Annotated in this window: 18 protein-coding genes; 10 read left to right on the plus strand and 8 right to left on the minus strand. The window is 48.6% G+C overall.

Translation table 11 applies throughout. The features are described from left to right. Positions 1-86 precede the first annotated feature (86 nt). The 4 genes from IXB50_RS15560 to IXB50_RS15575 all read left to right on the plus strand — a co-directional run bounded on the left by IXB50_RS15560 (position 87) and on the right by IXB50_RS15575 (position 6,180). Positions 87-233, plus strand: coding sequence for a hypothetical protein (locus IXB50_RS15560; RefSeq protein WP_215609906.1), 147 nt, complete (start codon positions 87-89; stop codon positions 231-233). Positions 234-922: 689 nt separating this feature from the next. Continuing rightward, positions 923-2,041 carry a TIR domain-containing protein gene (locus IXB50_RS15565; RefSeq protein ID WP_215609907.1) on the plus strand — a complete coding sequence of 373 codons (1,119 nt, stop codon included), beginning with the start codon at positions 923-925 and terminating at the stop codon, positions 2,039-2,041. A gap of 38 nt (positions 2,042-2,079) precedes the next feature. Further along, entirely contained in the window at positions 2,080-5,346 is a 3,267-nt protein-coding gene (locus IXB50_RS15570) for an NB-ARC domain-containing protein (protein ID WP_215609908.1), read from the plus strand. A 534-nt stretch (positions 5,347-5,880) separates the two neighbouring features. After that, positions 5,881-6,180 (plus strand): hypothetical protein, encoded by a 300-nt coding sequence (locus IXB50_RS15575; RefSeq protein ID WP_215609909.1) that lies wholly within the window; start codon positions 5,881-5,883, stop codon positions 6,178-6,180. 44 nt (positions 6,181-6,224) lie between these two features. Here the strand turns inward: IXB50_RS15575 and IXB50_RS15580 are convergent, their stop codons facing one another. Further along, positions 6,225-6,830 (minus strand): hypothetical protein, encoded by a 606-nt coding sequence (locus tag IXB50_RS15580; protein ID WP_215609910.1) that lies wholly within the window; start codon positions 6,828-6,830, stop codon positions 6,225-6,227. A gap of 261 nt (positions 6,831-7,091) precedes the next feature. Between IXB50_RS15580 and IXB50_RS15585 the strand changes: the two genes are divergently transcribed. The 6 genes from IXB50_RS15585 to IXB50_RS15610 all read left to right on the plus strand — a co-directional run bounded on the left by IXB50_RS15585 (position 7,092) and on the right by IXB50_RS15610 (position 12,257). Beyond that, positions 7,092-8,054 (plus strand): protochlorophyllide reductase, encoded by a 963-nt coding sequence (locus IXB50_RS15585; RefSeq protein WP_215609911.1) that lies wholly within the window; start codon positions 7,092-7,094, stop codon positions 8,052-8,054. Positions 8,055-8,188: 134 nt separating this feature from the next. Next, on the plus strand, positions 8,189-9,061 hold the full coding sequence (locus IXB50_RS15590) for an S-methyl-5'-thioadenosine phosphorylase (protein ID WP_215609912.1): 873 nt from the start codon (positions 8,189-8,191) through the stop codon (positions 9,059-9,061). A gap of 431 nt (positions 9,062-9,492) precedes the next feature. Continuing rightward, on the plus strand, positions 9,493-10,263 hold the full coding sequence (locus IXB50_RS15595; protein WP_215609913.1) for a hypothetical protein: 771 nt from the start codon (positions 9,493-9,495) through the stop codon (positions 10,261-10,263). 8 nt (positions 10,264-10,271) lie between these two features. Continuing rightward, positions 10,272-10,856 carry a DUF3611 family protein gene (locus tag IXB50_RS15600; RefSeq protein ID WP_215609914.1) on the plus strand — a complete coding sequence of 195 codons (585 nt, stop codon included), beginning with the start codon at positions 10,272-10,274 and terminating at the stop codon, positions 10,854-10,856. A 176-nt stretch (positions 10,857-11,032) separates the two neighbouring features. Beyond that, complete coding sequence (locus tag IXB50_RS15605) at positions 11,033-11,173, plus strand: hypothetical protein (RefSeq protein ID WP_215609915.1); 141 nt, start codon at positions 11,033-11,035, stop codon at positions 11,171-11,173. Positions 11,174-11,342: 169 nt separating this feature from the next. Next, a complete protein-coding gene (locus IXB50_RS15610; RefSeq protein ID WP_246564566.1) occupies positions 11,343-12,257 on the plus strand; it encodes an EamA family transporter in 915 nt (304 codons plus the stop codon). Between the two features lie 76 nt (positions 12,258-12,333). Here IXB50_RS15610 and IXB50_RS15615 read toward each other — a convergent pair whose 3' ends face one another. The 7 genes from IXB50_RS15615 to IXB50_RS15645 all read right to left on the minus strand — a co-directional run bounded on the left by IXB50_RS15615 (position 12,334) and on the right by IXB50_RS15645 (position 20,223). Further along, a complete protein-coding gene (locus tag IXB50_RS15615; protein ID WP_215609916.1) occupies positions 12,334-13,500 on the minus strand; it encodes a sugar phosphate nucleotidyltransferase in 1,167 nt (388 codons plus the stop codon). Positions 13,501-14,057: 557 nt separating this feature from the next. Continuing rightward, on the minus strand, positions 14,058-14,915 hold the full coding sequence (locus IXB50_RS15620; protein WP_215609917.1) for a segregation/condensation protein A: 858 nt from the start codon (positions 14,913-14,915) through the stop codon (positions 14,058-14,060). Positions 14,916-15,317: 402 nt separating this feature from the next. Then, a complete protein-coding gene (locus IXB50_RS15625; protein WP_215609918.1) occupies positions 15,318-15,671 on the minus strand; it encodes a lipopolysaccharide assembly protein LapA domain-containing protein in 354 nt (117 codons plus the stop codon). 138 nt (positions 15,672-15,809) lie between these two features. Next, on the minus strand, positions 15,810-16,481 hold the full coding sequence (locus tag IXB50_RS15630; RefSeq protein ID WP_215609919.1) for a DUF3153 domain-containing protein: 672 nt from the start codon (positions 16,479-16,481) through the stop codon (positions 15,810-15,812). Beyond that, on the minus strand, positions 16,469-16,978 hold the full coding sequence (locus IXB50_RS15635) for a tetratricopeptide repeat protein (protein WP_215609920.1): 510 nt from the start codon (positions 16,976-16,978) through the stop codon (positions 16,469-16,471). Before IXB50_RS15635 ends, IXB50_RS15630 begins: the two co-directional genes overlap by 13 nt. Before the next feature lie 9 nt (positions 16,979-16,987). After that, complete coding sequence (locus tag IXB50_RS15640; RefSeq protein ID WP_215609921.1) at positions 16,988-19,051, minus strand: hypothetical protein; 2,064 nt, start codon at positions 19,049-19,051, stop codon at positions 16,988-16,990. Positions 19,052-19,542: 491 nt separating this feature from the next. After that, positions 19,543-20,223 carry a hypothetical protein gene (locus IXB50_RS15645; RefSeq protein WP_215609922.1) on the minus strand — a complete coding sequence of 227 codons (681 nt, stop codon included), beginning with the start codon at positions 20,221-20,223 and terminating at the stop codon, positions 19,543-19,545. Positions 20,224-20,226: the final 3 nt, after the last annotated feature.

Raw genomic sequence — 20,226 nt, forward strand, 5'->3', positions numbered from 1 at the left:
TCCAGTATGGCTGTAAATCCCTACTTTGAACTATTTGAGACGATACCAAGCTATGGCGAAAAATTAGTGACACTAACAATTATACGGTGGCGGATCCGTATGTGTTGCCGTCGTCGTTGATGTTGGCGGTGATGGGGATTAATCGAGATGGGGACTATGGTCGTCGGCAGTGTCGTATGTGTGATGCGGGGTTGTTGGGGACGCATTTGTTCCCGCAGGTGGAGAGTCATTAGAGAGGCTTGTGCTGCTTTGATAAAACTTTCTTCTCCAGGAGAGGGGCTTCGGGGGGCAATGGCGCTAGGGTTTACTCCCAGCTTTTAGGTGTTGGTCAATAGCGGGGTGGGTTGCTCAGGGCTTTCCCCCCTGAAACCCCCCAATGTGGGGAACTCAACTTCCCCACGCCCCTCGCATAAGAGTTTTATCGGCCAGTGATTCAAGGTGATTGCATTACGATCGGTGGGGTATTACGCTGCTCCGCATTCGCTACACACCGTAAAAGGGTATTTATTCCTTCTGTAGCAGGCATTTTAGATATAAAGTAAAAGTCTTTCTTATAAGTTCTATTTCTTATAAATAAGAGAGTTTTGAAAACAGCCTGGATAACCCTTTTTAGAATTTTGCTTGTCGCGACAAGCAAAATTCTAAACCGCTTCGCCGATCGCCAGATCAGCCCAATTCACTATTATCCGTATCCCTCCGGTACGTGGGTTGTAGGGCGGCGTTCCGCCCCTACCCATGGGAAACCCCAGTATGCCTGACTTTCAGGACCTGGATACTTCCGGAAAGGGAACTCGGAGGGACCCCAAGCAATCCCTATCGCTTCTCAACCAACACTTCAAGAAAAAAAGAATTTCTATGTCTAACCCCTGACCTGCCAGGATAAACAGGCTATAGTAGGGGCGAATTCCTCCATGCTCTGTCAATGCCTAAAATCCTGATTCTTGCGGCGAATCCTAATGATACTACACGTTTACGTATAGGCGAAGAAGTCCGGGATATTAGCAATGGCCTAGAGCGGGCTAGCCGTCGTGATGAGTTCGAGATTGAGCAGCGGTGGGCGGTGCGGCCTCGGGATCTGCAGCGGGCGATGTTGGATGAAATGCCGCAGATTGTGCATTTTTCGGGCCATGGTGCAGGGGATGCGGGGCTGTATTTTGAGGATGTGTCGGGCAATGCTCAGCTGGTAACGGGGTCGGCGTTGGCTGGGTTGTTTAAGTTGTTTGGGCAGAAGGGACAGATTGACTGTGTGCTGCTGAATGGGTGTTATTCCCAGGCGCAGGCGGAGGCGATTGTGGAGCATGTGCCCTATGTGATTGGTATGAGTGACTCCATGGGGGACCGGGCGGCGATTGAGTTTGCGGTGGGGTTTTATGATGCGCTAGGGGCTGGGGAGTCGGTGGAGTTTGCCTTTGAGTTGGGTAAGTCTGCTGTTGCACTGAGTGGTTCAGGGGATGAGGATGTGCCGATTCTGTTGAAAGGAGATTCTGTAGGGTCGTTGCATGCAACGACCCTACAGACGTCGGATTCATCTGCCACCGTATTGACTACTGCGTCTGATCAATCAAAGCCTGCGGCGAAAGCATCTGTGAAAAAAGATACTCTGGAGGTGTTTTTCTCCTATGCCCATGAGGATGAGGATTTGCGGGATAGATTAGCTACTCACCTGAAGTTATTAGAACGACAGAAGGTGATTTCGGCCTGGTATGACCGAGATATTACGGGTGGTGAAGAGTGGGAAACAGAGATTTTAGAACAGCTTGAGAAGGCTGATATTATTTTGTTGTTGATCAGTGCGGATTTTCTGGCATCTGATTTTTGTTGGGGTGTGGAACTAGAGCAGGCGATGAAGCGCCATGGGGAAAAGTCGGCCTGTGTGATTCCAATTATCTTACGGTCTGTGGATTGGAAAGATACACCCTTCTCGAAATTGCAGGCGTTGCCGAAGAATGCGGAGCCGGTGACTAACTGGACGAATCAGGATCAGGCGTTTACGGACATTGCCAAAGGTATTCGCCGGGTGGCTGAACGCCTAAAAAAGTAGAGACACCAGATGAACTTACGGGTACTGAAAAGGTGCCCATGGGGGAGTTGTTTAATGTGCCGACATTGCCCAATAACTTTTTGCCTAGGCCAGAGGATTTAGCCACTCTGAAGGACGCTGTATTGGGACAGTCGGAGCAGGCTATTGCGGTAACGGGTAAAACTGTTGGTGGAGGACGAAATGTTAGTCTTCAAGGTATGGGAGGCATTGGTAAGTCGGTGTTGGCGACGGCATTGGTGAGAGATGAGGACGTGCGGCAAGTCTACCCAGATGGATTGTTTTGGGTGTCGTTGGGGCAAACGCCTAATCTGGTGGCGTTGCAGATCAACCTGGCTACTGATTTAGGGGACGTTAAGCCGAGTTTTACGGATGCCAATGACGGTAAGGCTGCACTGGGCCGATTGCTCAAAGACAAGCGATGTTTAGTGGTGCTGGATGATATTTGGGATTTGGCCCATTATAATGCGGCGTTCGATGCGTTGGGGGAGCAGTGTCAGCTGTTAATTACCACTCGGGATAACAGTATTGCTAATCGGTTGAGTGCGTTTAAATATTCTTTAGCAGAGTTGGAGAAAACTAAGGCACTGGAGTTGTTGCAGCAGTGGACTAATGTGGATGAGCTGCCGGATGTGGCAACAGATGTGGCGCAGGAATGTGGCTATTTGCCGTTGGCATTGGCGATGGTGGGCGCTTATTTGCGAGATAGGCCCAAGCGATGGGAGCGGGTGCTGGAAAAACTTCAAACGGCAGATTTAGAGAAGCATAAGATCAATAAACAGCTTTTGCCAGGGTATCAGTATGAGCTGTTTCGGGCGATTCAGGTGAGTGTGGACGCGCTGGATGAGGTGGGGAATCTGGGTGCAGAGGAGGTGCAGGAGAGATATTTAGACTTTGCGGTGTTTTCCGAGGATATGGCGATTCCGGAAACGGTGCTAGAGACATTTTGGCAGCCTTTAGGCTTGGATGAGGATGATACGGAAGAGTTGTTGGATGAGCTGGTGGATAAATCGTTGTTGCGGCGGGATGAGCAGGGGCGACTGACGCTGCATGATTTGCAATGTGACTATATCAGTAAGCGAACTGAGGAAGATCTATTTTTAAGACATCAGAGGTGGTTGGATGCTTACAAAGAAAAGTGTGGGCAAGGATGGGCTAGCTGTCCTCAAGATGGCTACTTTTTTGGACAACTGACACGGCACTTGAAAGAAGCTGGACAGCTGGATGAACTACGCCAGTTGTTATTTGACTATGATTGGCTGCGAACACAGCTAAAGGCTAACGGTATCAATCGCCTGCTAGCGGACTATGATTGGCTAACAGATGACAAGGCTCTCAATTGGTTACAGAACACATTGCGATTGTCGGCTCATGTGTTGGTATCACGACCAGATCAACTTACAGAGAGGTTGTGGGGACACCTAAGAGATAATAAACAATCTGAATTTCAGGCTCTGCTAGACCATGCATCCGAACAACAACGAACTGCTTGGTTACAGCCTCAACATGTAAATCTCCCTACTCCAAATGGTCCGCTGCGACGAACTTTTGAAGGCCATAGTTCTACGGTCAATTCTGTGGTGATGAGCGTGGATGGTACGCGAGCGTTATCGGGATCTTCCGACGGAACGATAAAGCTATGGAATCTATCCATGGGCGAGGTGATACGCACCCTCAAGGTTTGCAGATCGAGGGTTAGTTCTGTGGCATTGAGTGCGGATGGTACGCGAGCACTCCTGGGGGCTGGCAGGACAGTAAAACTATGGAATCTGACCACAGGCGAGGTGATCCTTACTCTCGAAGGCCATAGCTCTAAGATCAATTCTGTGGCATTGAATGCGGATGGCACGCGAGCACTGTCAGGGGCTGATGACAGAATAGTAAAATTTTGGGATCTGACCACAGGTGAGGTGATCCTTACTCTTGAAGGCTATGGATCTAAGATCATGTCTGTAGCGCTTAGTGCAGATGGCACACGGGCGCTGTGGGGCTCTTCTGATAAGTCAGTGCAACTATGGGATCTGACCACAGGCGAGGTGATCCGTATACTCAAAGGTCGTAATAGATTTAGAGTCATGTCTGTAGCACTAAGTGCGGATGGCACGCGGGCATTGTCGGGATCTGTCGACAGAATAATAAATCTTTGGGATCTGACCACTGGGGAGGTAATCCATACATTCAAAGGCCATGGATCTCGGCTTATGTCTGTAGCACTAAGTGCGGATGGCACGCGGGCATTGTCGGGGTCTGCCGACAGGACAGTAAAGCTGTGGGACTTAGCTACGGGTAAGGCAATCCTTACCCTTGAAGGGCATAGTGGCAGTGTAAATTCCGTGGCGTTAAGTGTGGATGGCTCGCATGCGTTGTCAGGGGCTTCCGATGGGACAGTGAAACTGTGGAGGCTTTTGACAAAGGGTGAGGCGAGTCTTACTCTTAAAAGCCATCGTGGTCATGTTCGTTCTGTGACACTGCGCGCGGATAACGCGCAGGTACTATCAGGAGCTGACGATGCGACGGTAAAACTATGGGATCTAGCCACGGGTAAGGTGATTCATACTTTTGAAGGCCATAGCGACTGGAGCTTGCCTGTGGCACTAAGCTCGAATGGTATATGGGCACTGTTGGAAGCTGACGACGCGACAGTAAAACTGTGGGATCTGACTACGAGACAGCCAATTCGTACTCTCGAAAGCCATAACAGTTGGGTTAATTCTGTTGCACTAAGTACAGATGGTAAATGGGCACTGTTGGGAGCTAATGATGCAATAGTAAAACTTTGGGATCTCGCCACAGACAGGATAGTTCGAGTCTTTGAAGGCCATAGCAGTAGTATTAACTCTGTGATGATGAGCACGGATACTACACGAGTGCTGTCGGGTTCTAGCGATGCGACAATGAAACTTTGGGATATTGCCACAGGAGATGCGTTGCGCACGTTTGAGGGCCATAGCAGCGGGGTCAATTCTGTGGTGATGAGCGCAGATGGGAAATGGGCGCTGTCGGGCTCTGCCGACAGGATGTTGAAACTGTGGGATCTGAGCACTGGGGAGGTGATTTGCACCCTGGCAGGTCATAGCAACGGGGTCAATTCCGTAGTGATGAGTGCAGATGGGAGGCGGGCGCTATCGGGATCTGACGACAAAACGTTGAAACTATGGGATCTGAGAGTGGGAAACTGTTTAGCCACCTTCTGTGGAGATCATCCATTTTATGCCTGTGATCTGTCCGCTGGCAGTCGCACCATTGTTGCAGGCGATGCTGCAGGCACTGTGCATTTCTTCTCTGTCATTGAGCCTGAAATTGAGTAATTTTAGTTATATCCATGGGCTCACCTCCAATCCATCAGGCCACTCAGCGAAATACCAATGGCCTGATAATAAGAAAGACTTTCAGTAATTCTGAAAAAATGTCAGTGTACCTTTATACATGTAGCCTAAAACCCTTGCAATCCGAAGAGTCAGGGCTTTGTAACAAACTTGATAAATAATCCGGGTCAACCTGTAGCTGTACGAAGAGTAGAACGGACAGAAGGTCTCACGGGAGACTGCATCAACGAGCATTTATCACCCCAGCGTAGTTAGTCCCCAACTACGTAGATTTGATCAACCCAGGCATCATTCCTAGGGCTTTTCCCGCTGCCTAACCCTGGCACCATGGGCGATCCCCAGGACAACCACTATCCCATAGATAGATCACTTTGCCTACCGCATCTATCAATAATATTATTCTTCCCTAGAAGTTTTAGTTCTTCTGTGGGAAAGTTAAGTTTGCCCTTATAGCAGTCTCTAAAATACTTTCTGCCATTTGTGTTGTCTCACCCTGCTTTCACCTAGCGAACTGTTATGAAACAGCAACGATTTTGGCACACTAAACGCCGCTGCCATCTATATCTGACCATTTCCGATGCTCCCGGCATGTTTATGTTTATGGGTAAACCCTGGAGCCCCAAGGCTCTCCAGGCCCTGGGCTTTATTCAAGAACCTAATCAGCCGGAGCAACCCGAACAGCAACAGCCCCTAGTCTTTGGTGATCCCTCCCGATTTCAGGGATCATTTTGCAAAACCCAAGGCAAAGGTTCCTCACCATCCTGGGGCGGCAAAGGCGGCTCTGGCGGCAAAATATCGCGATCGCCTAAAAGCTAGACGTTGACTAAGGCCCCCTTTGATCCAGCTTAGGGGGCTGATGGTCATAGTCCTACACCCACTGACATCATCAAGATGCCAAGGATGGATGCTACATCCTGAATGTAATGCTCAGCCGCATCAATCCATACAGTCTGAGCGTTTAGCTTCAAAAAACGCCAGGTGGTCCCGGTGGTAACAGCACCATAAATGTCCTCAACAACGGTATTAGCCTGCTGATTAAACAACTGAGCCGCCACCATCGCCGCAATACATTGCCCCAACCCACCAATCAAGTTTTCATTCTTCGCCTCAATCACCGTCATCACAGGCGATTGAATATAAAGTTGTTCCTTAGAACGGCTTAGGATAAAGTCACAGAATCCGTTTAGACCACGGTTTTTATCAACGTTGAACTCTTTACCTGAGAAAAGGGCCACCTGGTGATTGGATAAGCGTCGAATATCACCCAGGACGGGCGCAATAATAAACTCAGAGCGTGCTTTATCGCTGTTGATGTCAATGGCCAATGGCAAATACTCTGCCAGGGTCATCGCCAATAAATCAGAGGGCGTAATGGGCTTAATCTCAGCAAATAAGTCCCGTTGCTCAGTTAAGGTCAACCCAAAATCAGCCTGCACTTTAGCTAGGGTAAAGTCGCTGTAGGTCATGCCTTTGTCAGAAGAAACCTGCTTTTAAATGGTGCGTTACTAAATAATTCTACGCTTTTCACTAAAACAGCCGAGCGGTTGCTCTTACACCTCCCTTTACGCATCCCCAGCCCAATTTCTGGATGTACAGACGTTCCATGGAACGTCTCTCCAGCATTGCTTAAGGTTTATTTCAGTTAATCGTTACTGCCCAAGCTTATGAGATCCTAGTAGCCTCATGAATCAATAGCACTTTAGACGCGCTTTTAGACATCAATACCCATGGTCCAATCTCAGCAATCAACAGCGATAGTTACCGGGGCCTCCTCCGGTGTTGGCCTCTATGCAGCAAAGGCATTGGCCGGTAGGGGCTGGCACGTGGTGATGGCCTGTCGCAATCTGCCTAAAACTGAAAAGGTCGCTAAGGAAGTGGGCATGCCCAATGGCACCTACACCATCATGAAGCTCGACCTGGCTAGCTTGGCTAGTGTCCGTAGCTTTGTCAATGAATTTCGTGCCACTGGTAGAACGCTAGATTCGCTGGTGTGTAATGCAGCGGTTTATTTGCCTTTGCTCAAAGAGCCCATGCGTAGTGAAGACGGCTACGAGCTGAGCATGGCTACTAACCACCTGGGGCACTTCTTGCTGTGTCGCCTGATGCTGGATGATCTGAAAAAGTCATCCCATCCTCGTTTGGTGATCCTGGGTACCGTGACGGCTAATCCCAAGGAGCTAGGGGGTAAGATTCCATTTCCTGCGCCGCCAGACCTGGGCAACCTCGAAGGTTTCGAGCAAGGTTTCAAGGCACCTGTAACCATGGCCAATGGCAAGAAGTTCAAGCCGGGCAAGGCTTATAAGGACAGCAAGCTGTGCAATGTGCTAACTATGCGGGAGCTACACCGTCGCTATAGCGAGTCTACTAATATTGTCTTTAGCTCGCTGTATCCGGGTTGCGTCGCTGAAACTGAGCTGTTCCGTAATCATTACTCAGCCTTTCGGACCATTTTCCCCTGGTTCCAAAAGAACATTACTAAGGGCTATGTGACTGAAGCGGTGGCTGGCGATCGCGTGGCGGCGGTAGCGGCTGATCCTGGCTATGAGCAGTCTGGCTACTACTGGAGCTGGGGTAATCGTCAGCAGGAAGGTCGTAAATCCTTTGTGCAGGAAATGTCCAATGAGGCTCTGGATGATGTGAAAGCGCGTCGTCTTTGGGAACTGAGTGACCAGCTAGTTGGCCTGGCATAAAGGAAACTCAGCGGTGACTCATCTATAAACAGATCCCTAAAAATCTGTCTTTATGGAGTGACCTCTTGTACTATTGCGTGCGGGTTGGGCTATAGCTGTCCAACCCGCACACAGTTTTAAAGCAGGAAATCTCCATGGTGCAAGCAGATATTGGCATTATCGGCGGCAGTGGTCTCTATAAAATGGATGCTCTCACCGATGTGGAAGAGGTGACTGTTGATACTCCTTTTGGTCAACCGTCTGATGCGTTGATTTGCGGCAAGTTGGACGGTACACCTGTGGCGTTTTTGGCGCGCCATGGTCGGGGTCATCGGCTGATGCCGACGGAGCTACCCTTCCGGGCCAATGTCTATGCGATGAAAAGCTTGGGGGTGAAGTACCTGATATCTGCATCGGCAGTGGGCTCCCTCAAGGAAGAGGTGAAGCCAGTGGATATGGTGATTCCGGATCAGTTTATTGATCGGACTAAGGACCGGGTGGCTACCTTTTTTGGAGAGGGCATTGTTGCTCACATTGCCTTTGGTGATCCGATCTGTAAAAATCTGGCGGCTACCCTGGGGGATGCTGTAGACAGTCTTGACTTAGCAGGGGTGACGCTCCACCGGGGGGGGACCTATGTGTGTATGGAGGGGCCAGCGTTTTCGACTAAGGCAGAATCTCATCTATATCGCAGCTGGGGCGCTACGGTGATCGGTATGACCAATCTGACGGAGGCAAAGCTGGCGCGGGAGGCTGAAATCGCCTATGCCACGTTAGCGATGGCGACTGACTATGACTGCTGGCATCCAGACCATGACAATGTGACGGTTGAAATGGTGATCGGAAATCTACAAAAGAATGCGGTGAATGCTCAGCTGGTAATTCGAGATGTAGTACGTCGGCTGACAGCAAACCCGCCTGACTCGGAGGCGCATTCTGCTTTGAAATATGCGGTGATTACTCCCTTGGATACGGCCCCAGAAGCCACTAAGGACAAATTAAAACTGTTGCTAGATAAGTATATGTAGTAGGGGTGCTTGTTTCGAGACCAGCATCAACGTGAGCTCAGCCGAATATAGCCAGAACTCAGGCCCCTTCCTGACGTTTGACGCCTGTATTCTTACCCAGTTTGGATTTCCCGGTTTAAGATGAACACTCTTTTAGATGCATGTTTGCTGGTCGTAAACCGTAGATAGGTAGCCCATTCTTGGCTGCTCTGAGCTGTTTATGTAGTTTTTATGAAATTAGTGAACTGTAGTTGAATTTCCGGATAGAACATAGCTAAAAGATACAAGTTACTGATTTGATGATCCTGATGCCTGAGGGTGCTAGTAGACTCTACGTTTGCTTGCCTAATCTGTTCTGTTGGCTGTGGATCAGCGCATTGCAGTGATAAACTTCTCGGTTATTTCTAACATCTACCAACTCAACATGACGCTTGTTCACTGGACTTCAACCTATGACGGATTTGTTAAGGGCACCCAATGCATTGGGAAAAGATGATGTATCTCAGTTACACGTAGTCTCTTCTCTAGGTCGTTTAGATTCTTCTGATTTGCGTACATCGTGGCAACGTAGGGCAAAGGAGAATGGGCCACTTGCCATTGGGGGTAGTGCTTGCTTGTTGCAAAACGGTAGCTTTGAAGCGGGGTTGGCAAATTGGGTGACGCTGGAAGGTACGGAGCAAATATCGATGACAGATAGCTACATTGGGATGGCTTCTCTGGTGCTGTCAACTGTGGATAGTGGTACCAGTCAGACTGTCAGGGTTGCCCCTGGGCAGATTTATCAGCTTATGGGCTATGGTCGCTCTACGTCTCAGGAATACAGCTCATTTGGGATGACGTTTTTTGATGCTAAGGGGAGCTTCTTGGCACGCAGTGATGTGGGCCGAATTGATTCGTCCGAGTGGCATGACTATTGTGCTGTTGCGATCGCACCCACCCATGCTGCCTATGCCCAAATCTGGACTTACCAAAGCGTTGACCATAGCCTGACCTATATCGATGGCCTATCCCTCCGACACATAACGCCCCAAGACCTGCCCATTCGACCCTTTAACCGGTTTACCTTGGTGCATAAACCCTTGGATCCGGCAGACGGTACATTTGCCTTTGGCCCTGCTAATGTTGCTAATGACGAACAGTGTCCGACTAGAGGTCTAGGGGAAGGTTCGGTGGAAGGTTTACCGATGGGTTCAAGAATGCCTAATATATTGGGACGTTTCTAAAACGCATTATGACCGGTGAACTTGGTTACTCCCTGCCCCCAGCCGTCCGTCGAATTGCCAATAACTTTCGCCTGGTAGGCTGGCTCAGCTTCTGGGTACAAATTGTTAGCGGTGTGATTGCCACATTGTTGTTTGTGACCTCGCTGCTGGGATTGCAGTCAGTGACCAACCGGGGCGGTGCCGAAAATGCCGCTGCTGGAGGTGGTTTCCTGTTGGCCGCATTGGGGCTGGCCGCTGTCTATGTCGGTGCATTTTGGGCGTTTCAGTATACCCGCTTTTCCCGTCGGCTCAAATCCAGTAATCCAGACCTGCGCCCCAAACCGAAGAACGCCGCCAAGATGGTCACCACCGGTTTAGGCATTAGCGTTTTAGGGATGTTCTTTGGCTTGCTCGGGGCTGGAGGAGTGGTGGGTGCGTTGATGCTCAAAGTCATTGCACAACCCCAAGCCAACGTGGCCGTTACCAATCCTACTCTGGCCGTTGAGCCGCTAGATGTGTTTTTGGTCCAGGCAACCATCAATACCTTGATTTCTCACTTTGCCGGTGTTGTGGGCTCGCTATGGTTGTCTCGAACAATCAATAAGCAATCGTAGGGTGGGCGGCCATGGCTATTCTGGAAAAGATATAAAAAGTATTGTAGTACTCCCTAAGGGCGCTACTTTGAGCGTGGCTCCCAACTAGCCAATATCAAGGTTGGCACGTCTCATCCGGCCTTTCTAGATGGCTTGGTTAGATTAGAGGTAGCCCCATTGTTCCTGGGAGGTAAACCATGGAAAAAGGCACTTGCGATCGCATTTGGTTGCTGTACCTGCAAGGGCGACTATCCCCAGCTCAGCTACTGGCATTGTGTAAGCTGTCTGCGGATGATCGAGATGATGATAGCCGCCATCAGCAATCATCGGCAGCTTAAGACTAAAAGGCCGACTTAGGTCTAATACGAAATCCTGACTGATAGCGTCCGGTATCGTAGGGCATCCACGAGGGAGTGCCCCTACAAGATTGTCTATTTTTAATCGGGCTTAATGAATTCGGATTCGGTATAAGGCAGCCTTAGAATAGGGATTCGTTGTTGGGCCGGGATGGAACCGGCTCCTGCGAATCCCTATTTTGATCGGTTGGACCCCCACATATTTATGAAACCATTGGCAGACCGGATCCCAGCACCAACGCTGGTAGTTTTGGCGGGGGTGACGGTGCAGTTGGGTTCTGCCCTGGCCAAGTCTGTTTTTGAGTTGGCAGGCCCGTTAGGCACAGTATTTTTGCGAGTAGCGCTGTCAGCGGTGTTGTTGTTGGTGTTGTGGCGACCGAGTGGGCAAAATGTGCGCACCCATTGGCCCCTGGTGCTGGCCTACGGTGGAGTGCTGGCGCTGATGAATACCTGCTTTTACCTGGCCATTGATCGGATTCCGTTGGGAATTGCTGTGGCGCTTGAGTTTATTGGCCCCTTGGGGTTGTCGGTGATCAAGTCGCGCCGCTGGTTGGATGTGGTGTGGGTGACGCTGGCTGCGTTGGGCGTGCTCCTGTTAGCGCCGCTCCAGGGGAGTGGTTTGGACCCCATCGGGTTAGGCTTCGCGGGGATGGCTGCCCTGAGCTGGGCCGGGTATATTCTGCTAGCGGCGGCAACGGGGAAGGTGATACCTGGCCTGGAAGGGCTGGCCTGGGGCATGGTGTTTGGCACCTTGCTGCTACTGCCCATTGGCATTGGAGCGGCAGGGACTGCATTGTTGGATATACGGCTGCTTGCGATCGCGACTGCTGTAGCTGCCCTATCCTCATCTACCTATGCCTTAGAACTGGTTGCCCTCCGCCGACTACCGGTCAATGTCTTTGGTGTATTGCTCAGTGTCGAGCCAATGCTGGCAGCGGCTTCAGGATTTGTGGTGTTAGGTGAAATGTTGACGGTGCGCTCGATGATGGCCGTTATCCTAATTTCGATTGCGGCGGCTGGGGCTGCCCGGTATGGAATGACCGTTGAGGAAGTGATGGAGCCATAAGCAAGGCCCATGGGATATCCCATGGGCCTTGCTTATGGAAAGGTGGACATTGCCTACCCTACATAAAACGAAACGTTCATACGACCGCTTCGTTTAGCAATTCAGTAATGGCGCGATGCTCAATGGGAGGCTCAGACAAGACCTCTTGACGGGTGTCTGTGATCAACCAATCTAGAGCAGCCTCTTGCATATCAATAGAGGCACCGGTCTTATCGACGCAGTAGCGACCAAATACCAACTTGTCGATCAGGCGCACACCAGGACCGATGCGTGAGTATTCAAAGATCACACTCTTGTCAACCAGGGCTCCGCTACAGATGCAGCAGTTGGGGCCAATCATACTAGGACCAACGATGGTGGCACCGTCTTCGATTTGAGCCATGCCACCAATGTACACAGGACCTTCGATATCAATCTTGTCCCAGTTAGCCTGCACATTTAGGCCCGTAAATACCCCAGGCTTAACTTCCTGTCCAGGAATGCTAACGCCCTTCACCTGACCTGTGAGGACATCCTGGATAGCCTGCCAATAGTCAGGCACCTTACCGATATCTACCCACTCAAACTCCATGGTGATGCCGTAGAAAGCTTCGTTTGCTTCTACCAGTTTGGGGAATAGATCGCCACCGATGTCAAACTCTTGACCGGAGGGGATGTACTTAAAGATCTCAGGCTCAAAGATATAAATACCGGTGTTAATGTCGGTACTTAGGGCTTCTTCAACCGTTGGCTTTTCTTGGAAGGACTTGATACGGCCAGTCTCGTCAGTTACGACCACACCATAGCTGGGTACCTGCTTGAGGGGGACTGACTTCATCACGATGGTGGCGATGGAGCCTTTTTCCTTGTGCTGTCGGACCGCTTCGGTTAGGTCGAGGTCGATCAGGGCATCACCACAAAGAACGACGAACGTGTCGTCAAAAAACGGTGAGAAGTCTTGAATTTTGCGCATACCACCTGCAGAACCGAGGGCATCACCCACCAGTTCACCATTGGTAATACGCCCTTCAAAGGAATAGGCCAGTTCTACACCAAAGCGCTGACCGTCTCTAAAATAACCTTCAATTTCGTTAGCAAGGTGGCTGACATTCGCTACAACTTGATTGAAGCCGTGCTGTTTTAGCAGTTCTAATAGAAACTCCATCACTGGCTTTTGCAGGATGGGGATCATCGGCTTTGGAATGGTATATGTAATTGGACGTACACGAGTGCCTTTCCCTGCGGCCAAGATCATGGCTTTCATAAATGCTCTCTCTATTCCTTAATTAACAGCTAAGAGGTAAAAATAAACGGTCGTTACCGAAACCATTAGTAACGGCGTTACCGAAACTACCAGTAATGGCATTACCGAAACCATCAGTAACGCCGTTACCGAAACTATTAGTAACGGCATCAAGCGCATGGTTCTGGATCTAATCAGTTGACAAGAGCTATCTCATAACAAACTTTAGAAAAGCCCTAAAGTTTGTTATTGCCGAAAATGCTGGCATTGACCAAGAGTGAGAAGCTCGGCAACGTCAAGATAGTAGCAAGGGTGTTTACAGTATACCCACGCATATTCAGGGTCTTCATTGCTGCCTCACAGACACCAGGACAAATATTGATTTTTGTATATTTGTATCGACGCCTGACACTAAGGGATTGTCCTTTTATCCGTACATTCGCTGTTGGTTGAACCAAATCCAAGCCATTGGCGTACTTACTAACTTCTAATCATTCAATCCCTTGAAATAGAGTGCGTTGTGGCTTCGCCTGACAGCACCCTACAGGAGCAATTATTTTGGGTAACCTACTTAGCTTCTAATCAGGTAAAGCGTAGGTCGGTACATCAGCCAGTGTTGCTTCGTTGAGCTGTCTGACCTTGAGATCACGGTAAAAGCGTTCCTGGGCTAGTTCTACTTTAGATTGTGACGACAAAAATAACAGTCCCCAGAACACACCAACTTTTTCATGGCGATAGTCTTCTTCGGTCAGTTCTTTGGTGATGGGACCGCCCAGGACATCAGGACGGAAGTGCGCCCAATGCTCTAATAGCCGCTCAAAGTCCATCCAGTCGATGGCACTTTCCAATTCTTCCCAGTAGCGATCTAAGAATGTGGAGAGGGCCTCGGCAATTTCCGATAGGTTTTCCTGATGGGCCAGCTGGGCAATGGTACTGATGGCTTTGCGTTTTGAGTGGGGCTTGGCTCCCCGATTGCGGTTACGGGGGGTAGGATTTGCCATGGCCGCCGCCATCATTTCTAGCTGGGTGATCAGCTCTTGCAGCGTAACCTGTCGCTTTTCGGGTGGGTTGGCTACCGCCCGTCGATGGATATAATGCTCCAAATTGCGAGGCAGCCGCTTGGCATACCCTTGGGGTTCAAACGATTCCTCTGGGTCCTCAAACTCGACCACCTCTTCTTCGATTTCGGTGCGGATCAAGGTGTCGGCTTTGAGCAACACTAGCATCGATGCGTAGAGAAACGCCTGACCGGATTCGGACAGATTTTTTTCGTAGGGAGAGCGCCCGTTGGTTGCGACAGCGGGGGCTTGCTCCTTGAGACTTATGAGAAACCGATCCACCACATCAATCACATTGACATCCCACGGATCAATTTCGCCGCGTTCGGAAAGGTCAATGAGAAATGCGATCGCACGTTGAGCTAAAGAATTAGCCATATACACAGACTGCTAAACACTAGCAAACGCGCCGTTACTAATTTTAGATAATTAGCAACGCCAACGCTATATGTAGCGTGAACAAATGCACTATAGCTTAGAAGAATTGAATTTTCAAAAAAAACTGTCAAATTCAGTTACAAAGACCCATAGAACGGTTTAAAAACTTTAAAAATCGCTTGGTAGGTAGAGGCTGCAAGGCACTAGGGAGCAACGGGTTAATTTTTGTTTAGAAAAATAAAAAAGGAAGGAAAAAGGTGAGGATTTCCCGCTCCCTTTTCCTTCCCCTTGGCTTTGAATGGCCTGTGACTACCGAATGTTCAAATTAGAGCCGAGTCATTAAGCCAGTGGGCAACGGTTTCCAGTCGAAAATCCCACTGCTCATGTTTACTGCTGACCCATCTAAGCAGCAGCCTCTTCCGTCTCCGTAACCTTTGCTGTCCCAGGCAACATCGGTTGTAGATCCTCTAGCTCCACTCGATAGCGCTCGACATCTTCCTCTAGTTGCTGAATCCGCATTTCCCGCTGTTGGACTTGAGGATTAATATTGAAATATCCCTGTACCTGTACCCATACGCTAAATACCCAAGCCAGGACAGCACCCACACCTAGCGAAATCATCAGCTCGATACACAACGGTGCGTCGATATCCACACCACGCACAATATGAATAGTGGCAGGGGCTGTATTCTCAATGGCAAACAGTACGAGGGCCAAGCAAATGACAAAGATGACGACAAAGTTAACCTGCCGCATAGTAGTCACCTCAAATCGTAGTAATTAAGATCAGGTACAGGCTACTACAGGACAGTTGTGATCGGACGAAGGTTTTTCATTTATTAAAAGAGTGAACTTGGGCAAGACCATCGGTAATGGGGACCAGACGTTTGCCCCTTACGATCGCCTTAATCCATGACGAACCCCATATCCCCCTGCACAAAGCAGCGTAATCACCCCTGCTCCGATCCCGATCGAACTTGGCACCCAAAACGTTGTATCAATCGTATTCACCTGTCCAGGTTTAAGGGGCCACCGATTGGGTTCTCCCATCGAACCAATCTGAAAACTTAAATCCAACGTTCGCCAGCGGTCTAGAGCCCCTCCATCACCGACGGCAGTGTCAGCCTTCAGCGCACTAAGGTCAATGTCAGCATGGAGCTGATTAAGCAGCGCTACCCCCCAGTTTTTCTGGGTAAGCTCCAAATGAGCCAGCAGCGGCGGTGCTCCAGGCACCTGTGTCATCAGACCATCTTCGGAAAAGAGCTGATTAAACTTTTTAACCAGATCAGCGCCATTATTAAAATCAATCCTTACCTGGAGCGTCCCATCATCCAACGTATTCACTTTACCTGAGAAGGTTTTAGCCTCTTCGATAAAGACTTGGAGCCACTGTTGGCGGACTTCGCTGTTGAGGGCCACAAATCGTTCATCCAGATGCAACGTTTGTACCAGGACACCATGGGTCTGGCTATCAAACTGGATGCCCAGCTGATAATCGACACAGCCACTTAGGCATAGGGCCAGGGCCATGACGATGAGTAATCGCAGTGCCCTTAACCTAACCACCAAAGTCCTCCCACCAAGAGAGCAGAACCAATCAGGGCTACCCAGGCAAAGCCGTTATCCCAGGTATTGACTTCGCTTAGGGGTAACGGCGGCGGTGGTGGCTTGGGGGGACGAGGTTTGGTGAGGATTTTTTGCCATGGCTTTTCGTTGCTATCCTCTAGCGTTGCCAGGTCAGGAATCTTAGTCAGCCATTCCTCTTTAGCTTCCAGTTTGGGAGCCTGAATAATGTAGAGCAGCTGTTTGCTTTGCTTCCTGACATCCAGGTTCGGATGCCGGGCCAGCTTGCCACAGAGTTCAATCGCTTCCTGACGGCGATCGGTGGCCGTTAATGCGTTAACAAGCCAGAGCTTTAACTCACCATCTAGAGAGATGCCCGGCTGATGGGCAATGCCTTGTTCAAACGCGGCTACGGCATCTGCATATCGGCCTCGCTCAAAGGCCTGTTGCCCCAGTTGATAGGCAGCTTGGGCCCGTTTTTGATTGGCTACGTCTGGCATGTATGAAATTTAGAAATCTATCCCATCTAATTTTACCGGTGGGTCATTTTTAGGCAACCCGGCATCCGTTGCTGTTTGTTCCGATTCAGATTTAGGACTGAAGTTGGCTGGGCTTGTATCTGCACCAAGATTGTCCATCATCAAGTCGTTGGTAGCTGCCCCAATCACGTCATCGCTCTCAAGAATGAGTGAAGTATTTTCATCCTCTACTAAAGCAGTTTGACTTGATGAGTCGCTATTACCTTCAAACGCGGGATCTAAAGTGATATTGGCAGGATCACCCGTTAATTCATCTGTCGTGCCATTGTCGATATGGATAATAATGTCATCGAAATCAGAATCATTGACACTACTCTCTAAGGGCTGATCTTCGAACCCCCAAATCAACCCATCTCCCGTCAAATCCTTAACCTGTGTACTAGGAATTAAGGGACGTGAGCGGCTATTCCATTCAGGTATTGATATGGCCTCTTCAAAGGTTGTGTCAGGAATTAAAACAAATGTAACTGGTGTACCTGGATCAAAAACAAATTGTTTAGATTGGCCAAAGTCATAATCACCTGATTCGATGAAGGTGTCCAATGCCAATGTGTCTGAGAATCGGGCCTCTTCTAACGCATCTGACACTGCAATGTAGCCCAATGATGAGTTACTTGCCGCTCTCCTAGCTAATTCACGAGCAAATTCAGAAGAATCTACATCATAGGATGCCAATCCCTCTAAGCTGACAATCCCCAATTCCCCTTCATAGGCACCTCCATCCAATAGGAATTCCAAGGAAATAATGCCTGTTTCTTTGACAGTGGTTATCGCTATTGAGGATAAGTCTTGAGAAGGCGACGGGGCCGTATCCGCATTATCAATGGGTGATATTGGGGATTCCTCAATGTCAGTAACCGTTTCGTTATCTACATTATCAATGGATGATATTGGGGATTCCTCAATGTCAGTAACCGTTTCGTTCTCGCTACTAGTTTGTGATGAGGCTTCATTGTTCTCATTACTGGAGTGTGTGTTATCTACTGCCAGAATTTGGCTCTGGGAGTCATCTGGTATTGATTCTTGGGACGATGTATTCGATGTAGGAGCAGTAGAGTCCTGGATCTCAGACTCTACAGATGTTTGATTTTTAGTATCTGAACCTTCCACTGATTGTAAGGATTCATCAGAGTCAGCAGGCTCTATGAGATCTGTACTTTCAAGTAGCTCAGTTTCAGCTGATGCATTTTCTTCTGATTCACTCGTAATGTTGATAGTTTCTGCGTTGCTGCTAATCCCTTGTGGATTTTGTTCGTCAAGATTGGCCTCATCTAAATCAGTTGCTTGCGATTGAGACAAGTCTGATATCTGACTCACGGAAGCAACGGTGGTCTCAAGATTACGTAGTCCATTTTCCGGTTCAGACAGACTACTCAAGCCTGTTGCTGTACTTGGACTACCCAGTTCGATACCTTGTCCTGCTTGTTCGACACTGCTTTGATCGTTATTGGTATTTTGTCCTAGCGTATTTGATTTGGGAGTATATGAGCTTAGTATTATTGGATTGTCCCTATCTCTTAAGGAAACCGAATTTCTTGCATCTAGCCAAGGGGGACTAGCAGAATCAAAATTCTCTGAATTTAGATTGGGCTGATTTAGAGTATCAGGATTATCGGCTGGAGATTTATTGCTTGAGAAATTTAGTGATTCATTAGAGGCATTACCCTCAGCCATGAGGCTCACAAGGGCGGCAGGAAGCACTATAAAAAACCAATCTAGATTGCCAATGGGGAATGAAATATCTTCTTTTTTTAAAAGCTTTTTTAAATAAGCGAGATCTAAAAGCCAGTTTGGGACAATAAAGGGGCGACTTGGTGAAGGTTCTAAGGGTTTTACCAAGGTGACGCCGTATGAGCTGGCATGTTGTTCAATTTTGCGACTAATGAGCTGGCTTCCAGGATACTCGGGTAAGAGCATGGGGATATTTTCCTGAGCGGCCAATCTTACTTCGTATTCAATCCGTTTATCAAGATTATTGGGGCTGGGAGCATGCTCGCTGTAGAAATACCTGTCATTCAGTAGATTGATATCCATTTGGCTCATTTTTCGAGTCAAGTCATGGATATCTGCAGCTAAAAGCCCGTCGACACGCAAGTTTGAGAAAAGGGCCTCAGATATAAGCCATTGAGTATCTGGGCTTCTTTCTCGAAGCTCCTTTCCAGACACTTGGGTACATGTCCAGCGCTGGTCTTGAAAGTGATAGGTGGAAACTAAGACTTTTGACTTCCGTAATCTCTTGCTCAGTTGATCGATAACAGCAGAATATTTCTCGACTGCAAGCAGTTTAAGAGAAAACGCAAGATCTACAGCGAATGGCTTCATGATGTAGGGGCTACCTAAAGAAAGGCAAATGCGATTCAGGCTTTGCTGTGTGGCATATGGGCAGTGATAAATATCAGGCCCAATCTGTATACATCAAATATTCCCGTTATGGGAGTCAAACATAAAAGCAGAGAGAGTTAGAAAATCTATAAATCTACATATATTCCAACTTTCTGGCTTGTGATGGTCTTTTGCCTAAAATTTTAGGCTTTAGCCTCATGAATCATGGTGAGAATGACTCTTAAGACCTTTATTGCGTTTTGAGCTTTGTCTTCTTTGAGGAATTTAGTAATCTTCATGAGGCCTTGCAAGAATTGATTGAGGGCATCTGTAAATCGTTTAGAAAACTGGGGATCATTGTTGTCAGAAGTATTCAAGGCTGTCATTAGAAAGAATGTTAGGAATTCGATCCCAACCTGTTCATCAGTCGATGTGCGAGTGATGTCTTCTAATATGTGCATAATGCCTTTGCTTTGTGACAGCTCTTCAGGAGTCACAAGTATCTGGGCAGTATCTGATTTCAGAAATGGCTGGATTGCATCTAGGCCAACTAGGAAATGATTTAATCCACGGTTGAATTTAAGCACCCCACTGGGTGGCCAATTATCAATATCTAAAAGGTTCAACTCATCCAGGCGATCTACAAGCTCCCCTGCCCTGTGGGTATCCTCAATCAGTAAACGAATTGCTTTGGACTGTACTTTGGATGTTTCGAGTTGAGGCTGCCCTAAAACTTCGTTGGCCGCCTTAATTAACTGCTCGTTCATCCAAGCATTTAGGCTTTTGCTATTCGATTTTGCAACAGCATCTAACATCCGTTGATGGCTTTCGCTATCTGTTCGGAATGGGATATTGTGCTTAGGTTTTCGATTGGATTTACCCACAGT

Source organism: Leptothoe spongobia TAU-MAC 1115 (assembly GCF_018739885.1).
Taxonomy (GTDB): domain Bacteria; phylum Cyanobacteriota; class Cyanobacteriia; order Phormidesmidales; family Phormidesmidaceae; genus Leptothoe; species Leptothoe spongobia.